Source organism: Pseudoxanthobacter sp. M-2, from assembly GCF_046156265.1.
Taxonomy (GTDB): Bacteria; Pseudomonadota; Alphaproteobacteria; order Rhizobiales; family Segnochrobactraceae; genus CAMDHY01.
Genome location: NZ_JAWDIR010000011.1, coordinates 822,814 through 842,786, shown reverse-complemented (window position 1 = coordinate 842,786; position 19,973 = coordinate 822,814). Strand labels below are relative to the sequence as shown.

General features: G+C 68.6%; 19 protein-coding genes and 1 tRNA gene. 5 read left to right on the top strand and 15 right to left on the bottom strand.

What is annotated here, in order from left to right; genetic code table 11:
• Positions 1–12: 12 nt before the first annotated feature.
• From lpxB to rpsB, 14 genes are all read right to left on the bottom strand, one after another.
• Positions 13–1,218 (bottom strand): lipid-A-disaccharide synthase, encoded by a 1,206-nt coding sequence (gene lpxB, locus RUR49_RS08920; protein WP_409146006.1) that lies wholly within the window; start codon positions 1,216–1,218, stop codon positions 13–15.
• The gene (locus RUR49_RS08915) at positions 1,205–2,074 is read right to left on the bottom strand and encodes an LpxI family protein (RefSeq protein ID WP_409146005.1); all 870 of its coding nucleotides are present in this window, start codon (positions 2,072–2,074) and stop codon (positions 1,205–1,207) included. Before RUR49_RS08915 ends, lpxB begins: the two co-directional genes overlap by 14 nt.
• A gap of 5 nt (positions 2,075–2,079) precedes the next feature.
• A complete protein-coding gene (lpxA, locus tag RUR49_RS08910) occupies positions 2,080–2,889 on the bottom strand; it encodes an acyl-ACP--UDP-N-acetylglucosamine O-acyltransferase (RefSeq protein ID WP_409146004.1) in 810 nt (269 codons plus the stop codon).
• 23 nt (positions 2,890–2,912) lie between these two features.
• Positions 2,913–3,335, bottom strand: a complete 423-nt coding sequence (gene fabZ / locus RUR49_RS08905; protein ID WP_409146366.1) for a 3-hydroxyacyl-ACP dehydratase FabZ — start codon at positions 3,333–3,335, stop codon at positions 2,913–2,915.
• Between the two features lie 62 nt (positions 3,336–3,397).
• Entirely contained in the window at positions 3,398–4,489 is a 1,092-nt protein-coding gene (gene lpxD / locus RUR49_RS08900; protein ID WP_409146003.1) for a UDP-3-O-(3-hydroxymyristoyl)glucosamine N-acyltransferase, read from the bottom strand.
• A 108-nt stretch (positions 4,490–4,597) separates the two neighbouring features.
• Positions 4,598–6,991, bottom strand: a complete 2,394-nt coding sequence (gene bamA, locus RUR49_RS08895) for an outer membrane protein assembly factor BamA (RefSeq protein ID WP_409146365.1) — start codon at positions 6,989–6,991, stop codon at positions 4,598–4,600.
• 192 nt (positions 6,992–7,183) lie between these two features.
• Entirely contained in the window at positions 7,184–8,323 is a 1,140-nt protein-coding gene (gene rseP / locus RUR49_RS08890; RefSeq protein WP_409146002.1) for an RIP metalloprotease RseP, read from the bottom strand.
• Positions 8,324–8,352: 29 nt separating this feature from the next.
• Positions 8,353–9,528 carry a 1-deoxy-D-xylulose-5-phosphate reductoisomerase gene (dxr, locus tag RUR49_RS08885; protein ID WP_409146001.1) on the bottom strand — a complete coding sequence of 392 codons (1,176 nt, stop codon included), beginning with the start codon at positions 9,526–9,528 and terminating at the stop codon, positions 8,353–8,355.
• Positions 9,529–9,541: 13 nt separating this feature from the next.
• Entirely contained in the window at positions 9,542–10,375 is an 834-nt protein-coding gene (locus tag RUR49_RS08880; protein WP_409146000.1) for a phosphatidate cytidylyltransferase, read from the bottom strand.
• Positions 10,372–11,058 (bottom strand): isoprenyl transferase, encoded by a 687-nt coding sequence (locus tag RUR49_RS08875; RefSeq protein ID WP_409146364.1) that lies wholly within the window; start codon positions 11,056–11,058, stop codon positions 10,372–10,374. The genes RUR49_RS08880 and RUR49_RS08875 overlap by 4 nt, the downstream gene beginning before the upstream one ends.
• Positions 11,059–11,192: 134 nt before the next feature.
• On the bottom strand, positions 11,193–11,753 hold the full coding sequence (gene frr / locus RUR49_RS08870) for a ribosome recycling factor (protein ID WP_409145999.1): 561 nt from the start codon (positions 11,751–11,753) through the stop codon (positions 11,193–11,195).
• A 129-nt stretch (positions 11,754–11,882) separates the two neighbouring features.
• Positions 11,883–12,635, bottom strand: coding sequence for a UMP kinase (gene pyrH / locus RUR49_RS08865; RefSeq protein WP_409145998.1), 753 nt, complete (start codon positions 12,633–12,635; stop codon positions 11,883–11,885).
• A gap of 20 nt (positions 12,636–12,655) precedes the next feature.
• Entirely contained in the window at positions 12,656–13,576 is a 921-nt protein-coding gene (gene tsf / locus RUR49_RS08860; RefSeq protein ID WP_409145997.1) for a translation elongation factor Ts, read from the bottom strand.
• Positions 13,577–13,702: 126 nt separating this feature from the next.
• On the bottom strand, positions 13,703–14,560 hold the full coding sequence (gene rpsB, locus RUR49_RS08855) for a 30S ribosomal protein S2 (protein WP_409145996.1): 858 nt from the start codon (positions 14,558–14,560) through the stop codon (positions 13,703–13,705).
• 252 nt (positions 14,561–14,812) lie between these two features.
• Between rpsB and RUR49_RS08850 the strand changes: the two genes are divergently transcribed.
• The 5 genes from RUR49_RS08850 (at position 14,813) to RUR49_RS08830 (ending at position 18,704) form a co-directional block, all read left to right on the top strand.
• Positions 14,813–14,889 (top strand) — tRNA-Val (locus tag RUR49_RS08850).
• 369 nt (positions 14,890–15,258) lie between these two features.
• On the top strand, positions 15,259–16,332 hold the full coding sequence (locus RUR49_RS08845; RefSeq protein ID WP_409145995.1) for a glycosyltransferase: 1,074 nt from the start codon (positions 15,259–15,261) through the stop codon (positions 16,330–16,332).
• Positions 16,333–16,378: 46 nt separating this feature from the next.
• The gene (locus RUR49_RS08840) at positions 16,379–17,416 is read left to right on the top strand and encodes an acyl-CoA dehydrogenase family protein (protein ID WP_409145994.1); all 1,038 of its coding nucleotides are present in this window, start codon (positions 16,379–16,381) and stop codon (positions 17,414–17,416) included.
• Positions 17,413–18,123: a PIG-L deacetylase family protein gene (locus tag RUR49_RS08835; protein WP_409145993.1), complete on the top strand. Its 711-nt coding sequence runs from the start codon at positions 17,413–17,415 to the stop codon at positions 18,121–18,123. Before RUR49_RS08840 ends, RUR49_RS08835 begins: the two co-directional genes overlap by 4 nt.
• A complete protein-coding gene (locus RUR49_RS08830; RefSeq protein ID WP_409145992.1) occupies positions 18,120–18,704 on the top strand; it encodes a class I SAM-dependent methyltransferase in 585 nt (194 codons plus the stop codon). Before RUR49_RS08835 ends, RUR49_RS08830 begins: the two co-directional genes overlap by 4 nt.
• Before the next feature lie 127 nt (positions 18,705–18,831).
• Here the strand turns inward: RUR49_RS08830 and RUR49_RS08825 are convergent, their stop codons facing one another.
• Complete coding sequence (locus tag RUR49_RS08825; protein ID WP_409145991.1) at positions 18,832–19,890, bottom strand: ABC transporter substrate-binding protein; 1,059 nt, start codon at positions 19,888–19,890, stop codon at positions 18,832–18,834.
• Between the last annotated feature and the right edge of the window lie 83 nt (positions 19,891–19,973).

Sequence of the window (19,973 nt, the reverse complement as noted above, 5' to 3'; positions counted from 1 at the left end):
CAGAGCCGCAGATCAGGCTTGCCGGGGCTTCGCCCCGGCAACCTCGAGGACAGCCTCCGCCGCGCTGACGCTCGGCGGACGGCCGTCCGGGAGCCGCATGGCTTCATCGAGGCGCGAGAACGCCGCGAGTTGCGATGCCCGCTCCGGGCTGTTGGCCAGCAGCGGCGCGAGTGCGGCCGCGAGCTTGGCCGACGCGGCATCGTCGTCGAGGTACTCCGGCACCGCGTTCTCGCCGATGATGATGTTCGGCAGCACCATCGAGCTGACGCGGGCGATCCGTACGACGCGGTTGAGCCGCTTCAGCGACCGGTAGATGGCGTCGAGCCGGTAGGCGACGACCATCGGCACACCCGCGAGCGCGAGTTCCAGGCTGACGGTTCCCGATGCAGCGAGTGCGGCGTGCGCCCGCCGGAAGGCGGCGTGCTTCTCCCCCTCGGTGACGACGATCGCCGGCGCCACCGGCCACGAACGTGTCCGCTGGCGGATCTCGTCGGCGAGATGCGGCACGGCGGGCAGCACGACCTCGCACGGTCCCACGTGCTCCACCACGGCGGCGACGGCGGCGCCGAAGTCGTCGATTAGGCGACGAACCTCGCTGCGCCGGCTGCCCGGCAGCACGAGCAGCAGCGGCGGCCCCTCCCCCAGCGGTCGCCGCTCTCCCGCACCCGGCCGCAGCACGCCGATGCGTTCCAGGAGCGGGTGACCGACATAGACGCACGGCGGGCCGCCCAGGTGGGCGTGGACCTCCGGTTCGAACGGCAGGATCGCCAGCAGTCGATCGACGAAGGCCGCCATCTTGCGCGCACGCCCCTGCCGCCAGGCCCAGACGGACGGGCTGACATAGCCGACGATCGGGATTGCGGGCGCGAGCTTGCGGATGCGGCGCCCGACACGATGGGTGAAGTCCGGGCTGTCGATCAGCACCACCACGTCAGGCCGCGCGACGACGGCGGCCTCGACCGTCTGGCGGATGCGCTCGATGAGCGTCGGCAGCCGTCCGATGACCTCCGTCATCCCCATGACGGCGATGTCCTGGAGCGGAAAGAGCGAAACCTGGCCGGCCGCCGCGAGCCGCTCGCCGCCGACGCCCGACAGAACGACCGGGCGGTCCGTGATCGCCCGCAGCGACGCTACGAGGGCGGCCCCGAGCTGGTCGCCGGATTCCTCGCCGGCCACGATGAAGACATTCAGCGGAGTGGTGGCGTCAGGCGCGGTCATGATGACCGCCGGTCTCGACCCCGACGACGAAGATGCCGGCCGCATCCGCTGCCGCGCGGGTTTCCTGCCGGCGGACCACGAGGACCCGGCCGCTTTCGGCGGCGATGCCAGCGAGCCCCGCATCGGCGGCGCGGCGGACCGTTTCCGGGCCGATCACGGGAAGATCGACGCGCCGATCCTGCTGGGGCTTCGACGCCTTGACCAGGACGCCGTGCGCATCGCGCGCGATACGGCCGGCATTGCGGACCGACCGGTAGCGATCGATCAGCGCGTCTGTGCCCTCCGCTCCCTCGATGGCGACGATGCGCCCGCCGGCGACGATGGCCGCCTGTCCGACGTCGAAGGGGCCGAGCGCCGCCAGCAACGACAGTCCGCGCCCGATGTCGGCGCGGTGGGCACTATCCGGTGACCGGCGTCCGATCGGACCCAGCGCGAGCACGAGCGCGGGCGCCACGTCGAGGACCGAGAGGACGCGCAGCCCTTCGCTTTCGAGGAGACCAATGACGCGCCGCAAAAGCCCGTCATCCCCGCCGGAGAGGGCGGCGAGAATCTTGGGCAGGCGGCGAACGGTGCCGAAGTCCGAGGCGACGGAGCGAAAGTCCGGCCTGCGGACGACGCCCCCGACGAGGAGGAGGTCCCGACAATGCTCAGCTGCGAGGAGATCGAGGAGGCGCCCGACCTGGCCCCACTCGACCCACTGGGCGCCCAGAGCCTCGATGGCCTCATCGGCCTCGCCTCGGATGCCCACCATGACGACCCTGCGACCAGCGGCGCTTGCCGCCTCGGCGACCTCGAGCGGCAGAGTGCCGCCGCCCGCCAGGATCGCGAGGGGCTCGTCGGCCGTCCGGGACGCCACGTCGCTCAGGCGTCCGCGGCGCTCAGGGGCGTACAGACGGATCGGTCGCCACCACTGCGAAGGAACGCGACGACCCCCTGCACGAGGGCTTCGTCCTCGAACGACCGGGCGACGTCGTCGACCCGCTCGGCGAGCGTCCCCTCATCGGCGAAGAGCATCCGGTAGGCCTTGCGCAGGGCATGGATCTGCTCGCGCGGAAAAGCATGGCGCTTCAGCCCGACGATGTTAAGGCCGGCCAGTCGCGCGCGGTTGCCGATCGCCATGCCGAAGGGGATGAGATCGTGCTCGAGGCCCGACATGCCGCCGAGGAAGGCATGGCGTCCGATGCGGACATACTGGTGGACCGCCGAGCCGCCGCCGAGAATGGCGTTGTCCTCGACCTGGACGTGGCCACCGAGGACGACGTTGTTGACGAGGAGCACCCCATTGCCGAGGCGGCAGTCGTGCGCGACATGGGCCCCGGCGAGGATGAGGCAGCGTTCGCCGATGGAGGTCAGCATGCCGCCCGACTCGGTGCCGGGATTGATGGTGACGTGCTCGCGCATCACCGTGTCGGCCCCGATGACGAGGCGGCTCGGTTCGCCGCGGTACTTCATGTCCTGCGGCGGCTGGCCGATGCTGGCGAAGGGGAAGACGCGGCAGCGCGCGCCGAGCGTGGTGTGGCCCCCGACGACGACGTGGGACTCGAGCACAACGCCCTCGCCCAGAACGACGTTCGGGCCGACGATGCAATAGGGACCGACGCGAGCGCCCGCGCCAACGACGGCGCCGTCGGAGATGATCGCGGTCGGGTGAATTTCGGCGGTGGCGACCATGGCTCCGGCTTCAGGGTGCGCGGTCATTGATCGACCAACATGGCGCTGATCTCGGCTTCCGCCACCTTGGTGCCGGAAACCTTAGCCTCGGCGCGGAAGCGCCAGATGTTCATGCGGCGCTGGACCTTGCGGACGTGGAACTCGACGGTATCGCCGGGGACGACCGGGCGACGGAACTTCGCCTTGTCGATCGTCATGAAGTAGACGAGAGACGGCGGCACACCCTTTCCGCGTGACGCCACGCAGAGGGCACCCGCCGTCTGCGCCATGCCCTCGATGAGGAGCACGCCCGGCATGATCGGCTTGCCGGGGAAATGACCGGCGAAATGCGGCTCGTTGAACGTGACGTTCTTGATGCCGATACCGGCATCGTCGCCGTCCATGTCGATGATGCGGTCGACCATGAGAAAGGGGTAGCGGTGCGGCAGCAATTCCAGCACGCGCATGATGTCCGCCGACTCCAGCGTGCGACCGTCGCTCGAACCGGTTTTCACCTCGTCTTCCACCTTCACGCCTTCGGCTCCTCGTCCAAACCACGTTCGGCCGACGCGGCCGGATCCGACTTCGACCGGCGCTCGCGACCGAGCCCAGTCAGCGCCCGCATCTCGCCCATCCACTGGCGGATCGGCTTTGCCGGCGTTCCCACCCATCGCTCGCCGGCGGGGATATCATCGGCGACGTTGCTGCCGCCAGCGACCTGTGCGCCCTTGCCGATCCGCAGATGCCCCGACAACCCCACCTTGCCGGCGAGCACCACATAGTCTTCGAGCACCGTGGAGCCGGAGACCCCCGCATGCGCAACGATGACACAGTGCCGGCCGATGACGACGTTGTGGCCGATCTGGACCTGATTGTCGATCTTCGTTCCCTGCCCGATCACCGTGTCCCGGTTGGCGCCGCGGTCGATCGTCGTGTTGGCACCGATCTCGACGTCGTCCTGGATGACGACGCGGCCGACCTGCGGCACCTTCTGGTGCCCCTGCGGGCCCATCGCAAAGCCGAAACCGTCCTGACCGATGCGGACCCCGGGGTGGATGATCACGCGGTCGCCGATCAGAGCGTGCTGGACGGTCGATCCGGAGCCGATGTGGCCGCCGCGGCCGATGCGGACGTGCGACCCGACGACGGCGGTGGCGGAGACGACGGTGCCGGCGCCGATCTCGACGTGCGGGCCGATCACCGCCCCCGCCTCAACGACCACGCCCGGCTCGAGGCGCGCACTGGCGTCGATGTGCGCCGCAGGCGAGATGCCCATTCCGCCGACGATGCCCGGCGGCCGCAAGGCATCGGGGTAGAGAAGGCCCACCACCGTCGCGAAGGCACGATAGGGCGCGGCCGCCTCGATTACGGCGCAGGAGGCCGGCACACGGGCGGCGAACTTGGCGGCGCAGATGACCGCCCCGGCCCGCGTTTCCGTCAGCCCGCTCAGATACTTCGGGTTGTCGATGAAGGTGATGTCCGACGCAGCGGCGCCGTCCAGAGGCGCCACCCCGCGGATGACGCGGTCGGCATCGCCGCGTGTCAGCTGCCCCGCAATGGCGCTGGCGATCTCCGCCAAGGACAGACCTGCCGGTACTGGAAAGAATTCCGGCTCAGCCATCGAGTCCTGCCATCGCCGGGGGCTCACCTGATCCCTGCCGCACCGACCCGCATGACCGCGGGCCGGTGGCACGGCCGGGTGGTCCGGCCCGCCAGGAAGCGGCCGTCCTCAGAAGCGCGTGCCGCCACCGAGCCGGAACACCTGCTCCTTGTCGTACTTGTTCGACGTGATCGGCCACGCGAAGTCGGCGCGAATCGGTCCGAACGGCGACTTCCAGCCGAAACCGAAACCGGCCGTCCAGCGGATTTCGGCGTCGTTGGTGCCCCGCAACCGGACCGGGCGGTTCTGGGGCTTTCCGTTGCCTCTGGTGTACCAGCGCGAACTCTTGTCGGTGTCGAAGAGCGTTCCAGCATCCGAGAAGACGGCACCGCTGAAGCCGAGCTCCGACGGAACATACGGAAGCGGGAAAACACCCTCGACAGAGCCCACGACGTAGGCCCGACCGCCGAGCGCGTCGCTGTACTTGACCTTGCCGTTGTTCTTGTACCGGGTGTCGCGCGGGCCGATACCGTCGGACTGGAAGCCACGGATCTGCTGTCCGCCGATATAGAACTGATCCGGAACCTGAACGCGCTCGCCAATGCCCGTAACATAGCCGGCCTCGCCTCTCAGCATGCCGACAAGGCCCCAGTCCGGCATCAACTCGCGATAATAACGCCCCGCGACCTTGTTCCGCAGATACGACACGTCGCCGCCAACGCCGGCATATTCCTGAGTGAAGGAACCAAAAATGCCCGCGCGAGGATCGACCAGGTTATCCAACGTATTGTACGTCAGCTCGTAACCGATGAGCGACGTGAACCGTTCGCCTTCATCCTGCAGGATGGCGATAGACGTATCTTTACGCCACCTCTGCGCAAGAGTGATGTCCCGGCTTTCGATATTGTTGAAAACCTTGAACGTGAGAGCTTCGGTGATCGGGAACGCGAAGCGAATTCCGCCGCCGTACTCGCTCTCGTCGTAGGGACGGTAGCTGTTGCGCTGGGACTCGCGGACGTAGAGGTCGAAGCCCGCGGCGATGCGGCGACCGAGGAAATAGGGTTCGGTGAACGAGAACTCACCGATCTGCTGGTTCTCGCCACCACCGATCATGGCGCGCACGTACTGGCCACGGCCCAGGAAGTTCTTCTCGGTGATGGAGATGTCGCCGATGATGCCGTCGGAGGTCGAGTAGCCGACACCGAACGAGACCTCGCCCGTCGACTGCTCCTCGACGTTCACGAGCACGACGACCCGATCAGGCGCGCTGCCCGGCTCGGAGGTGATCCGGACCGTCTTGAAGAAGCCAAGGTTGTTGAGGCGGCGCTCGGCCCGGTCGATCAGGATGCGGTTGTAGGCATCGCCTTCGACGACATCGAACTCGCGGCGGATGACGTAGTCGCGGGTGCGCGTGTTGCCCTGCACCTCGATGCGCTCGATGTAGACGCGCGGGCCCTCGTCCACCGTGTAGGCGATGGAGATCGTGTGGTTCTCGTAGTCGCGATCCCCGCGCGGCCGCACCTGGGCGAAGGCGTAGCCGAGGCGCGAGGCCTCGATCGTCAGGGCCTCGAGGGACTTCTCCACCTCCGCCGCGGAATAGACCGCGCCAGGCGAGGTCGTCACGACGGACCGGAGCTTCTCGGGATCGAGAGCGGCGAGCGTCGTGTCGACGGAGATGTCGCCGAACTTGTACTGCTCACCCTCTTCGACGGTGAAGGTGATGAAGAAGATGTTCCGCTCGCGGTCGAGGTCGGCGACTGCCGAGATGATGCGGAAATCGGCATAGCCGTTGTTGTAGTAGAATCGGCGCAGCAACTCCTGATCCGCCGCCAAGCGATCCGGATCGTAGTTGTCGGTGGTGCGCAGGAAGCTCAGAAGACCCGACTCGCGGGTGCGGATCACATCACGCAGGCGGCCGTCGCTGAACGACTGATTGCCGATGAAGGTGATCCGTGAAACGCCGGTCTTGTCGCCCTCGTTGATCTCGAAGACGAGGTCGACGCGGTTCTGCGGCAGCTCGATGATCTTCGGATCGACCGTGGCGCGGAAACGGCCGTTCTGCCGATAGGAATCGAGGATGCGCTGCACGTCGTTCTGCACGCTGGCGCGCGTCAGCACGGAGCGCGGCTTCGATTCGATCGTGCCGGTCAGCGTCTCGTCGGAGATACGGCGATTGCCCTCGAAGGAGATCCGGTTGATGACCGGGTTTTCCTTGACGGTGACGACGAGGGAGGAACCGCGCTGAGAAATCTGGACGTCGGCGAACAGACCGGTCGCGTAGAGCGCCCGGATGGATTCGTCGATGTCGGCAGGGCCGAACTGGCGGCCCGGCTTGATCGAGACATAGGTCCGCACCGTCTCGGCGTCGACGCGGATGTTGCCGTCGACGACAATGGTGGAGACCGTCGCAGCCTGAACGGCAACGATCGGCAGCACGGATGTGGTGAGGGCCGTCGCCGACAGGGCGGCAACAATGGCGCCACGGACAAGGGCACGCTCGAAGACGGTCGCCAAACTACGCATGGGGACTTGAGGTCCTCTCGTCTTCCAAGGCCGCGTTACGCGGCATGCCGGTCCGCACGCCGTCGGAAACAGCGTACTGCGTGGCAATGCCATTGGAGGGTATTGCAGGGATTATCCGGAGTGGCAAGCCGATGAACCCCCTTCAGAAAGCGATCGCTGGCGGGCGTTGCGAATGCGCCACGGCCGCTCCACTCATGCCGGCCATACGTGAAGAATGTCATTCCATGTGGCGAAAATCATGAGCAAAAGCACCAGTGTCAGTCCGATCCGGAAGCCAACGTCCTGCGCCCTCTCGCTCAGCGGCCGGCCGCGGGCAGCCTCGATGCCGTAGTAGACGAGGTGGCCACCATCCAGCATCGGAATGGGCATAAGGTTAAGGAGGCCTATACTCACCGACAGCACCGCGGTCAGATTGAGCAGGGCGACGAAGCCGAGCGTCGCGACCTGCCCTGAAATCTGCGCGACGCGAATCGGTCCACCCAGCTGATCGGCGGGCTCCCGGCCGGTCACGACGTCGACGAGATAGTCGACGGTGCGGGTGACGACGTACCAGGTCTCCTTGACGCCCTCGACCACGGCCGCTGGCGGCGAGAAGCTCTCGGTCCGCACGTCCTCGCCGCTGGTGTCCCGGCGGATGCCGAGCACGCCGATGCGGTGGACGTTGCCGAAGCGATCGGTGATCTCGCTCAGCCGGGGGGTCACGGGCAGTTCGACCTCCGCGCCGTCCCGGTCGACAGTGACCTGCAGTTCGTCGTCTGCGTGCGCACTGACGATTCGCTGAACGTCGGAGAATGAAGCGATCGGCTCGCCGTCGATGGAGCGGATGATGTCGCCGACCTGGAATCCGGCCTGTTCCGCAACGCTGCCCGGCTCCATCGAATCGACGCGGGCCTCGGTGATCGGCCGGCCGAAGGATGCGAACAGCACCGCGAAGATCACGATGGTCAGGAGGAAATTGGCGATCGGGCCGGCCGCGACGACCGCGGCGCGCGCCCAGACGGGCTTGGCGGCGAAGCTCGTGCGCCTCTCGTCCTGGCTCATCGCGGCGAGGCGCTCGCGGCTCGGGACGCTCGCGGCGTTGTCGTCGCCAGCGAACTTGACGTAGCCACCAAGCGGGATGGCGGCGAGCCGCCAACGGGTGCCGTGGCGATCGTTCCGCCCGAACAGCTCCGGGCCGAAGCCGACCGAGAACACGTCGACCTTCACGCCGCACCAGCGCGCGACCAGGAAGTGCCCGAGCTCATGGAAGAACACGACGACGGTCAGCACGAACAGGAACGGGATCGCGTAGCCCAAAAAGCCGGACCCTAGTCCGGTTACCCACTCGAGCATCCTGCCCTCCTGCTACGCCCGATGCGGCTTTAGGGCCGCAATGCGGCAACCGTGTGCACGCTCTCGTCGGCGAGTCGTCGCGCCCCCGCATCGAGCGCGAAGACCGCTTCGAGAGAGGTGGGCTCCTGCAGCATGCCGAGCGCGTCGGACCGCTCGATGACGGTCTCCACGATCCGCGCGATGTCGAGGAAACCGATGCGGCCTTCCAGGAAGGCCGCCACCGCCACCTCGTTGGCGCCGTTCAGCGCCGTCGTCGTCCCTTGCCGTCGCCGAAGGGCAGCCATCGCAAGCCCCAGCGCCGGGAACCGGGCACGATCCGGCGCCTCGAACGTCAGGGTCCCGATTGCCGCGAGGTCCAGCCGTCCGACGGGCGTCGCCATCCGCTCCGGCCAACCGAGACAATAGGCGATCGGCGTGCGCATGTCGGGTTTGCCGAGTTGCGCCAACATCGAACCGTCGGCGTAGGCCACCAGGCCGTGCACGAGCGACTGGGGGTGGACGACGACGTCGATACGGTCGGCCACCTCCGGAAACAGCAGGCTCGCCTCGATCACCTCGAGGCCCTTGTTCATCAGCGTGGCGGAATCGATGGTGATCTTCGCGCCCATCGACCAGTTCGGATGCTTCAGCGCCTGCGCGGCCGTCGCCCGTTCCATCTCCTCCATCGTCCAGGTGCGGAACGGGCCGCCGGACGCGGTCAGGAGGATGGTGTCGACCATCGCCAGATTGCGTTGCTCCAGCACCTGGTAGATGGCGTTGTGCTCGGAATCGACGGGTAGCACCCGCGCCCCATGCCGGGCGGCCTCCTGCAGGAAGAGCTCGCCGGCACAGACGAGGCATTCCTTGTTTGCGAGCGCGATGGTGCTGCCGGTGCGGGCAGCGGCGAGGGTCGGCGCCAGACCGGCAGCGCCGGTGATCGCCGCCATCACCATGTCGACGGGACGGGTGGCCGCCTCGAGAACGGCCGCCTCGCCGGCGGCGGAGGCGATCCCGGTGCCCGCGAGCGCATCCCGCAGGGCCGGACCGGCGGCCGCATCCGCGACCACCGCGATCTCGGCGCGCACCGCCTTGGCCGCCTCGGCGAGTTCCTGCGGCCGGCTGCCACCGACGAGGGCGACGACCTGAAACCGCTCGGGCGCGCGCGCCACGAGGTCGAGCGTCGACCGCCCGATCGATCCGGTGGCGCCGAGAACCGAGAGACGCATGTGCCAGGCCCCGTCAGATGGCCGGCGCGAACGCCGGCACCGCGCCGAAGGCGAGGCACAGGAGCCCCGCTGCGACAGCCGCCACCAGCAGCCCGTCGACCCGGTCCATGACGCCACCGTGTCCTGGAATGAGTTTGCCCGAGTCCTTGACGCCGAAGCGCCGCTTGATGGCGGATTCCGCCAGATCGCCAATCTGCGAGACGATCGACAGGATCGCCGCGACGGCCAGAGCGGGCATCAGAGCGCCCCCCGCGATCGTTGCGACGATCCCACCCGCCAGTACGCCGCCGACCAGCCCGCAGATCGCACCCGACCACGTTTTTCCAGGAGACACCCGCGGCCACAGCTTCGCCCCGCCGATGGCGCGGCCACCGAAATAGGCGACGCTGTCCGTCGCCCATACGACGACCATCAGCGCCAGGATCATCCACAGCCCGCCCGGAAGGTCGCGTACAGCCACGAGCGCAACCGCCGGGATCCCGGCGTAGCCGATCCCCAGCGCCGGCCAGACCCAGTTGGCCAGATGATTGCGATGGAAGAAGGCGACGACGGCCGCCCCGGCGATAAGGATCAGGGCCGCGACCACAGGCTGCCCGGCCGCCATGGCGAGCGGTGCAGCGCCAGCGGCGACGGCTGTGATCGTCGCGGCGGGATCGAGCCCTCTGGCGCGCCGGGGGCGGTGCGGCGTCGTCACCGCCCACCATTCCAGCATCACGATCGCCGCGACGACCGCGACAAGGCCCGCGAACAGTAGCCCGCCCAGCCACACCGCGACGAGGACGATCGGTGCCAGCACGAGCGCCGAAGCGGCGCGGCGGACGAGATCCCCTTGGCCCGCGCGCTTCACCCGCCGACCCGCGCCGAGAGGCCGCCAAACCGGCGGTCACGGCCGAGATACTCGGCGACGGCAGCATCGAAGGCCGCCGCGTCGAAGTCCGGCCAGTAGGTGGGCAGGAAGACGAGCTCGCTGTAGGCCGACTGCCACAGCAGGAAGTTCGATATGCGCAGCTCGCCGCTCGTGCGGATGAGCATGTCGGGCGCCGGTAGCCCCGCGGTATCGAGACGGTCGGCGAACATCGCCTCGGTGATCTCCGCCGGCGCGAGCCGGCCGGCCGCCACGTCCTCGGCGATCCTGCGCGCCGCACGCACGATCTCGTTGCGGCCGCCGTAGTTGAAGGCGATGACGAGATCCAGACCGTCGTTGGAGGCCGTCGTGCGCTCCGCCTCGTCGAGAAGCGCGTCAATGGAGGGGTCGAGGCCGGCGCGTTCCCCGATGACGCGGACGCGGACGTTCGCGTCGCGCAGTTCCGCGAGGTCGCGTCGCACGAAAAGGCGTAGCAGCCCCATCAGGGTGCTGACCTCGTCGGGGGGACGCGACCAGTTCTCCGAGGAGAAGCTGAACAGGGTGAGGATCTCGACACCACGGTCGGCGGCATGGCGCACGGTGCGCCGGAGCGCCTCGACGCCCTGACGATGGCCTTCACTGCGCGGCAACCCGCGGGCCCGCGCCCAGCGGCCGTTGCCGTCCATGATGATGGCGACGTGCTTCGGCCAGTCCCGTTCGGGGCCGGTCGGTGCGAGAGCGAGCGACTGATCGTGGCCTGCGGCCAAGTAAGGGCTCCTACCGACCGAGGCGGTCGCCACGCTCCCCTCGGGAACCGAGGTCAGACCTGGCTGATCTCGTGTTCCTTCTGGGCCACAATATGATCGATGTCGGCGATGGCGCCATCGGTGAGCTTCTGGACCTTGTCCGAGAGCGTCCGGTGGTCGTCCTGGCTGACCTTGCCGTCCTTCTCGAGCTTCTTCAGCGTCTCCATGCCGTCGCGGCGGACGTGACGGACGGCGATGCGGGCGCTCTCGGCGTACTTGTGCGCGACCTTGACGAGCTCCTGCCGACGCTCGGCGTTGAGCTCCGGGATCGGAATCCGCATCGACGTGCCTTCGACGACAGGGTTGAGGCCGAGGCTCGATTCGCGGATGGCGCGCTCGACCGCACCCGCCATCGAGCGGTCCCACACCTGCACCGTGATCAGGCGCGGCTCGGGCACGGACACCGTCGCGAGCTGGCTCAGCGGCATCGTTCCGCCATAGGCTTCGACGGTGATCGGCTCGAGCATCGAGGAGGAGGCGCGGCCGGTTCGCAATCCGCTGAGCTCACCCTTCAGCGACTGGATGGCGCCCTGCATGCGGCGATTGAGGTCATCGAGATCGTAGACGCCGCTCATGGTGTCGTCCTCTCGCGGGCCGTCTTCTGAGAGACGGGCTTCATGGCTGCAATGGAATCGCGGTGGAAGAACTCCGCCGCCGTCGGTGGGTCACCCGGTCCCCGGACGCGCGATGCCCAGCGGACCGGCTCATCCGGTCACGACAGTCGCACGGCCGGCGCCGCGCAGAACGTCGACGAACTCCCCCGGCTCCTTGATCGAGAACACGATTACAGGAATGCCGTTGTCGCGGGCAAGGGCGATCGCCGCGGCGTCCATGACGGCGAGGTCGCGCGCCAGCACTTCCTGGTGGGTCAGTGTCTCGTAACGCACGGCAGCCGGATCGTTGCGGGGATCGGCCGAATAGATGCCGTCGACATTGGTGCCCTTCATCAGGGCGTCGCAGCCAAGTTCGGCCGCCCGCAGCGCCGCCGCGGAATCAGTCGTGAAGAAGGGGTTGCCGGTGCCGCCAGCAAACAGCACGACGCGGCCGGCATCCATGTGCTCGACCGCGGCGCGCTGGGTGAAGGTCTCACAGATCGCCGGGACGACGAGGGCCGACAGCACCACGCACGGAACGCCGCGATGAACGAGCGCCGCCTTCATGGCGAGGCAGTTCATCACGGTGGCGAGCATGCCCATGTGGTCGCCGGCGACGCGGTCACCACCGTCGGCGGCGATCTTCGCGCCGCGCACGAAGTTGCCACCGCCGACGACGAGGCCGATGCGGGCGCCGAGGCGGACACCCTCGGCGACCTCGGAGGCGATCCGGTCGAGGACCGCCGGATCGATGCCGAAGCCCCGGCTGCCCATCAGGGCCTCGCCGGAAACCTTCAGCAGCACCTTGTGCCAGCGCAGGCCAGTTGCGCCGGCGGCCGTCTCGCGCTTCTCAGCGTCCGCCATGACGCGGCTCCCGCCGGCGCTCAGCGGGTGCCGGCGGCCGCGGCCACCTCGGCGGCGAAGTCCGAGGTCTCCTTCTCGACGCCCTCGCCGAGCGCGAACCGCACGAAGCCCGTGAGCTTCACCGGCGCACCGACCTGGCCCTCGGTCTCCTTCAGCACCTGGGCGACCGTCTTCGAGCCGTCGTGCACGAAGGGCTGCTCGAGCAGGCAGACCTCCTTGAAGTAGGTCTTGAGGCCGGACTCGGCGATCTTGTCCTGCACGTTGGCGGGCTTGCCCTGGTGCTTCTCGAGCAGGATCGCCTTCTCCCGCTCGATGGTCGCCGGGTCGATGCCGGACGCGTCGACGGCGACGGGGTTCGTCGCAGCAACGTGCATGGCGATCTTGCGGGCGACGTCGGCGAGCGGCTCGACCTTGCCGGTTGATTCGAGGGCAACGAGCACGCCGATCTTGCCGAGGCCGTCGGCCGTCGAGCCGTGCATGTAGCTGCCGACGACACCGGCGCTGACCGAGAGCATCGCCGAGCGGCGGAAGTTCATGTTCTCGCCGATGGTGGCGATCGCCTCGCGCACTTCGTCGTCGACCGAGTGGCCCTTGCCCGGATACCCGGCCGCGGCCGTCGCGTCGCGATCGCCACCGTTGGCGAGAGCGACCCCGGCGATCGTGCGCACGAGCGTCTGGAAGGCCTCGTTGCGGGCGACGAAGTCGGTCTCGGAGTTGACCTCCACCACGGCAGCGCGCGGACCGTCGGACGCAATACCGACGAGGCCCTCGGCGGCGACGCGGCCGGCCTTCTTGGCGGCCTTCGACAGGCCCTTCTTGCGCAGCCAGTCGATCGCCTGCTCGACGTCGCCGGCGGTCTCGGTGAGGGCTGCCTTGCAGTCCATCATGCCCGCGCCGGTCTTCTCGCGGAGCTCCTTCACCATCGTCGCGGAAATGTTCATGGCTCGCCTCTTCGGGGCTCTGTGGTGCTACCGGCAGTGCCGGCATGGCGACACGCAAACGCGGGCCTATGGCCCGCGCCGCGTGCGCCGTGATGGTCGTCCGGGGCCGAGACCCCGGCGGATCGATCAGTTCGCGGCGGCGACCGCCGGCTCCTGCTCCGGCGTCTCGCCGAAGGCCTCGGCCAGTTCGGCCACCTCCTCGGCGGGAGCCTCGGCCGCAACTTCCTCTTCCGGCAGCAGCGCCGGCTCGACGAGAACTTCCTCGGCGGCGCCGACGTCGATGCCCATCGAACCCTGCGAACGCGACAGGCCGTCGATCGCGGCGCGCGCGATCAGGTCGCAGTAAAGGGCGATGGCGCGGCCGGCGTCGTCGTTGCCCGGCACCGGATAGGTGATGCCGTCGGGGTTGCTGTTCGAATCGAGGATCGCCACGACCGGAATGCCGAGGCGGCGGGCCTCGTCGATCGCGATCGCCTCGCGGTTGGTGTCGATCACGAAGATGAGGTCGGGGATGCCGCCCATCTCCTTGATGCCGCCGAGGTTGCGCTCGAGCTTGTCGCGCTCGCGGCTGAGGTTCAGGCGCTCCTTCTTGGTGAGACCCTGCTGGTCACCGGAGAGCAGCTCCTCGAGCTTGCGCAGGCGCTGGATCGACAGCGAGATCGTCTTCCAGTTCGTCAGCATGCCGCCGAGCCAGCGCGCGTTGACGAAGTACTGGGCCGAGCGACGGGCGCCGTCGGCCACCGACTCGGTCGCCTGGCGCTTCGTGCCGACGAGCAGCACGCGGCCGCCGTTGGCGACGGTGTCGCTCACCGCCTTCAGCGCCTGGTGCAGCATCGGCACCGTCTGCGCGAGGTCGATGATGTGGATGTTGTTGCGGGCCCCGAACAGGTAGGGCGCCATCTTCGGGTTCCAGCGGTGGGTCTGGTGGCCGAAGTGGACACCGGCCTCAAGCAGCTGGCGCATCGTGAAATCGGGCAGAGACATGGCTCTGGTGTTCCTTTACCGGTTGTGCCTCCGCGGGTCGTGACGGCGGCCCGGACGGCCGCTTGGTGCACCGGTTGGATGTCGGCCGCGAGCAGCCGATACCCTGATCCCGCGTGTGGAATGGCGCGGGATATACGCGCCCGCACCGCCGAGCGCAAGGCGACCGGCAGAACGGCGGCCAGCGGCGCGCGATCGCATCCTCCGAGGCGCGGCCTTGCCTGCCGGGGAGGAAACTTCTAATCGAAGCCGCGCGGGCGGTTAGCTCAGCTGGTCAGAGCACCTGGCTTACACCCAGGGGGTCGGGGGTTCGAACCCCTCACCGCCCACCAGTCCCCGACCCACCTCGCTTGGCGTCACGCCGCCGCTTGCTGGCACGCTGTCCGGCAGCTCTGTCCTGCGGCCAGGGGGCCGGGAACCGAACGCCCACCTGCAGCATCATTCCGCCGCCGATGCCCGGAGCACGTTCCAAGTCTCCGCTTTCAGCAAAAGCAATCGACCGCCTATTACTTCAACCCGCGACCGATTTCGACGCGCGGTGCCGCATCGAGACAGCAAAACTCGCCGCGCGGAACCTGTGTGGCTGATAGGGCGTTGGGCTACGCTCATCAGCAGGGCGACGTCTCACCCTCCGATCAGGCGAGACAGGCGCGAATGCGAGGTGGGTCTCATCGGCAGTACCAGCGCGCGGAATCCGAATCTTGGAAAAGCCCCGTCTGCTTCACCCCGTGGTGGCGGTTCCGGCTCGCAACGAGGCCGAGCGCCTTCCCGCCCTCCTGCAGTCCCTGGCGCAACAGACCTGGCTGCGCCAGGGCCGGCAGTTGACTGTCGTCATTGTCCTCAACAACTGCGCGGACGCCTCCGCCGCGGTGCTGCACGAAGCCGGCCGCCGTCATCCAGACCTCGACGTGGTGGGGGTGGACGTCGCGTTCGCGGCCGCCGACGCGCACGTCGGATCGGCGCGCCGCATGGCCCTCGAGACCGCCTGGGCGACGACGGGCTTCTCGGCCTCCGCGGTGCTGATCACCACCGACGCTGACGCGCGTCCGACCGCCGATTGGGTGGACGCAAACCTCCGGGCGATCGCGGACGGCGCCGACCTAGTGGGCGGTCACATCATCGGCGATCCCGATGAGGAAGCCCGTCTCGGTCCGGCCTTTCTGCGCCTGTCGGCGAAGCATCTGCAGTACGCCGCGATCGCCGATCGGCTGGCAGCGCTCGTCGATCCTCTCCCCCACGATCCCCTGCCTCGCCACTGCGACCATACCGGCGCGAGCCTCGCCGTTCTCGGTCCGGTCTATGCCGCCGTGGGCGGGATGCCGCCGCTCCCGTTTCGCGAGGATCTCGCCTTCGTCAGCCGCGTCCGGGCCGCCGGCTACCGGCTGCGCCATGCACCAGATGTCCGCGTGCAGGTGTCTGCGCGTCTCGAGGGGCGCGCCCCCGGCGGCATGGCAGATTGCCTGCGCCATTGGGTGTCTGAAGCGGGATCGCAGCAACCGCATCTCGTCGAAGCGCCGGACAGCATCATGTGGCGGTTGCAGAGGCGGCGCGCCATCCGCGACCTCGCGACAGCCGACCCCACGACACGCCGGCAGGTGATGCACGAGCTGGGCCTTCCCGAAATCACGCGTGTTGGTGAGCCGGAGATCGCAGCCCTGTTGGAACGCGTGGTCCCTGACGAGCCGGATGCGGCCGCGACGGTTCCGGTGGACGTGGCGATTGCCGCGATCGAGCGGATCATCGCAATGACCGAGGGCCAGCGTCTTGCAGCATGATCTGAGCTCCCCCCGCGCCGACGAAGTCGCCAGCAAGGCGGCCGCCATGGATGCCGCCGAACGGGACGCCGACGGCGGCTTTCCCGATGCTGCCTTCCGGGAGTTGCGGCGGCTCGGCCTCATCGCCGCGCCGCCGCTGCGTCCCAATGAGATCGGCAGACTTCTGACGCTGCTCGCCGCCGTCGGCCGGGGCGACCTCAGCGTCGGCCGCATCTACGAGGGCCACGTCAACGCGCTGTTCCTGTGTGCGCAGTTCGGCACACCGTCGCAGCGGGCCGAAGTCGACGACCTCGCCCGCGCCGGGCATCTGTTCGGCGTCTGGAACACGGACCTGCCCTCCAACCCTGTGTTGATCGAGAACGGCCGCCTCTCCGGCAGCAAGACCTTCTCGACCGGCGTGGACGGCCTCAGCCGGGCACTGATCACCGCCCCGGCCGATGGCGGGCGACTGATGCTGCTGGTACCGCTCGACGATCGACCCGTCGATCGCAGCTGGTGGCAGCCGCTCGGGATGCGAGCGTCAGGTAGTCACGTCGTCGACTTCACAGGCCTTGCGGTTGAACCCGAATGGGTGATCGGCGGCCCTGACGACTACGTGCGCCCACCCTGGTTCGGTGCCGGCGCCATCCGATTCGCCGCGGTGCAGGTCGGCGGCATGCACGCCGTGTTCGACACCGCGCTGGAGCATCTGTCGCGCACCGGCCGCGCCGCCGATCCGTTCCAAAGCCACCGCATCGCGCGCATGGGCGTCGCCTTGCAGTCCGGCTATCACTGGCTCGACACCGCGGCCGCGGCCTGGCGCGACGCAGCAGCGACCCCCGCCGCAACGAACGCCGGGGAGACGGCGATCGCCGTTGCCAATGCCAGCCGCACCGCCATCGAGGCCGCCGCTCTGGCGGTGCTGGAGGACGCCGAGCGCGCCGTCGGCGCGGCGGGCATGATCGCACCGCACCCGCTCGAGCGGCGCATGCGAGACCTGCGGACCTACCTGCGGCAGCCCAACCCCGACGGCGCGATGACAGCCCTCGGCGGGGCCATTGCACGCGGCGAATGGCGCCCCGGTTCCACCGGTTCAACACGATGATCCCGGCCGTCATCGACCCGCTCGCCGCGCGCAGGGTTCTCGTCGTCGCCCCGCATCCGGACGACGAGACGCTCGGATGCGGCGGCCTGATCGCCCGGCTGGTGGCGGTCGGCAGCGTCGTTCACACCGTCTTTCTGACGGATGGTGGCGCCTCGCATCGCGCCTCGCGCACGTGGCCGAGGCCGCGTCTCGCCGCCTTGCGCGAGCACGAGGCAATCGAGGCGCTGACGGCCCTCGGCGCCGGCGACAGCCCACGCACCTTTCTGCGCCTGAACGATGCCGCGATGCCCATGTCGGGGTCAGCAGCTTGGATAGCCGCACGAGACATGATTGCCGGGGTCGCCGCCGCCCTGATGCCGGATCTCGCCATCCTGCCGTGGCGGCGTGACCCGCATTGCGACCACCGCGACGGATGGCATCTGGCCCGGGAGGCCCTCCGGCAGGCCGACCTCGACCCGCCGATTCTCGAATATGCCATCTGGCTGGACGAGCTCGGCGCGCCCGAGGACTTCCCCCTCGCGGGGGAGGTACAGGCGATCCACGTCGATATCGGGGTCGCGGCAGAGGCGAAGCGGGCCGCACTCGCGGCGCATCGCTCGCAGACCACCGACCTCATCGACGACGATCCGGCGGCCTTCCGCCTGCGTCCCGCCACCATCGAGCGTCTGACCGGCGGGACGGAGCGCTTCTGGCGTGTGACCCCATGAAGCCGATCGACCCCGACGGGTTCGAGCGCCTGTTCCGCACCTCGATCGACCCCTGGAACTACCGGAGTTCGCGGTTCGAGGCCCACAAGCGCCGCGTCCTGCTGCGGGCGTGCGGTACCCGGCTCTACGGTCGCGGGCTCGAGCTTGCGTGCGCGAACGGTGAGACGACACTGCGTCTCGCCGACCGCTGCCTGCGGCTGACCGCCGTCGATGCCTCGCCCACCGCCATCGCCGAGGCCCGCCGGCGGACCCAGGAGCACCCGTCGGTGAGTGTCGGCGTTTCCAGGCTGCCCGACGAGATGCCCCGCGGTCCCTTCGACCTCATCGTCGCCTCCGAGATCGTCTACTACCTGACCCCAAACGACCTCCGACTGCTGATCCCGAAGATCGCAGCCGCCCTGGCGCCCGGCGGACGGGTGGTCGTGCTCCATCACCTCCGCCGCTTCGACGACGCGGCACAGATGCCGGCGCTGGCGCAGGCAGCGGTCCGCCGCGAACTGGCGCGGTCGATGCGGCTCGTCTTCGCGGAGCGCCGCAGCCGGTTCGAAGCCGTCGCCTTCGAGGCGCCGCGAGGGCGGTGACGTTTGCAACGGCTCGTCGCCACCGACAGCTGACGGAACGTCCCCAAAAACGAAACGAGGCCCGCCGCTCTCGCGACGGGCCTCGATCGTGTCACCGGCGGTCAGACCACCGGATGCACCGCAGACCTCAGATCGAGGCCGGGCGCTTCGGCAGGCCGAGGGCCTCCTGGGCGGCCCACGTGTACTTGAAGTCGACGTACTTGCGCCAATCGACGTTCTCCGGAACCTCGCCGGTGATGGCGATTTCCGCCATGAAGCGGTCCATCGCCTCGGCGCTCTCGAAGCCGCCGTCCGGGCTGATCTGGTCGAGCTCGACCTGGTAGAGATCCTCGAAGCTCGCGGGGATCTCGTAGCCGAGGTCGCGCATGGCCTGATAGGCCTTCTGCTTGTTCTCCGGCTTGAAGAGCCACTGGCGGGCCTTGAGGTCGGCCAGCGTGAACGCGTAGGCCGCGTCCTCGTTCGCCTCGAGCCAGCCGCCCATGGCGCCGAAGGCCTCCTGCGGCGCAATGGCGAGCTCTTCGATCAGGAACTTGCCACCGGCTTCCTCGAGCGCCTTGCGGTGCCGCGGGAAGACGCTGGCGCCCTGCACGGTGCCGGCGAGGAGCGCGCCGAGACGGCCGTCCGAACCACCCGACGACGGCACGAAGTTGACGTCGCTCTCCTGCAGGCCGAGCTTCGCCACGAGCTGCTTCTGGACCCAGGTGTTGCGGCCGGCGAGACCACCACCGGTGATGTTCTTGCCCTTCAGGTCCTCGGCGGTGTTGATGCCGGGGGCGACGCCCATGATCCACCACTCGCTGTGGCGATAGATCGAGATGATCTTGATCGGCAGGCCGCTCGCCACGCCGGCGCCGACGAACACCGAGGTGTCGCCGTGGGTGATGTCGAGGCTGCCGCCGATCAGGCCCGGCATGTACTCTTCGGAGAGCGTGATATCGAACTCTTCGATGCCGTGCTCCTGGAAGTAGCCGAGCGCCTGAGCGAGGCGAACCGACCACTGCGCGGCGTAGTTCGGATTGAAGTCGCCGAACCGGATTGCCTTCAGGTTCGACTTGATGTTCTCGATGCTGGGCGTCTGCGCGCCGACCTTACCCGGCAGCGTCGAGGCGGCGATCATGGTGCCGAACACGCCCATCGCGCCGAGCTTCAGGACGTCGCGGCGGGGCAGTGTGATCTTGTGCTTCATCTTGGCGTACTCCCCAGGGATGATATTTGAACGCGGGCTTTCGCGCGTCTTTCAAAAGGCACTTCTTCTTCTGTGCTCGACCG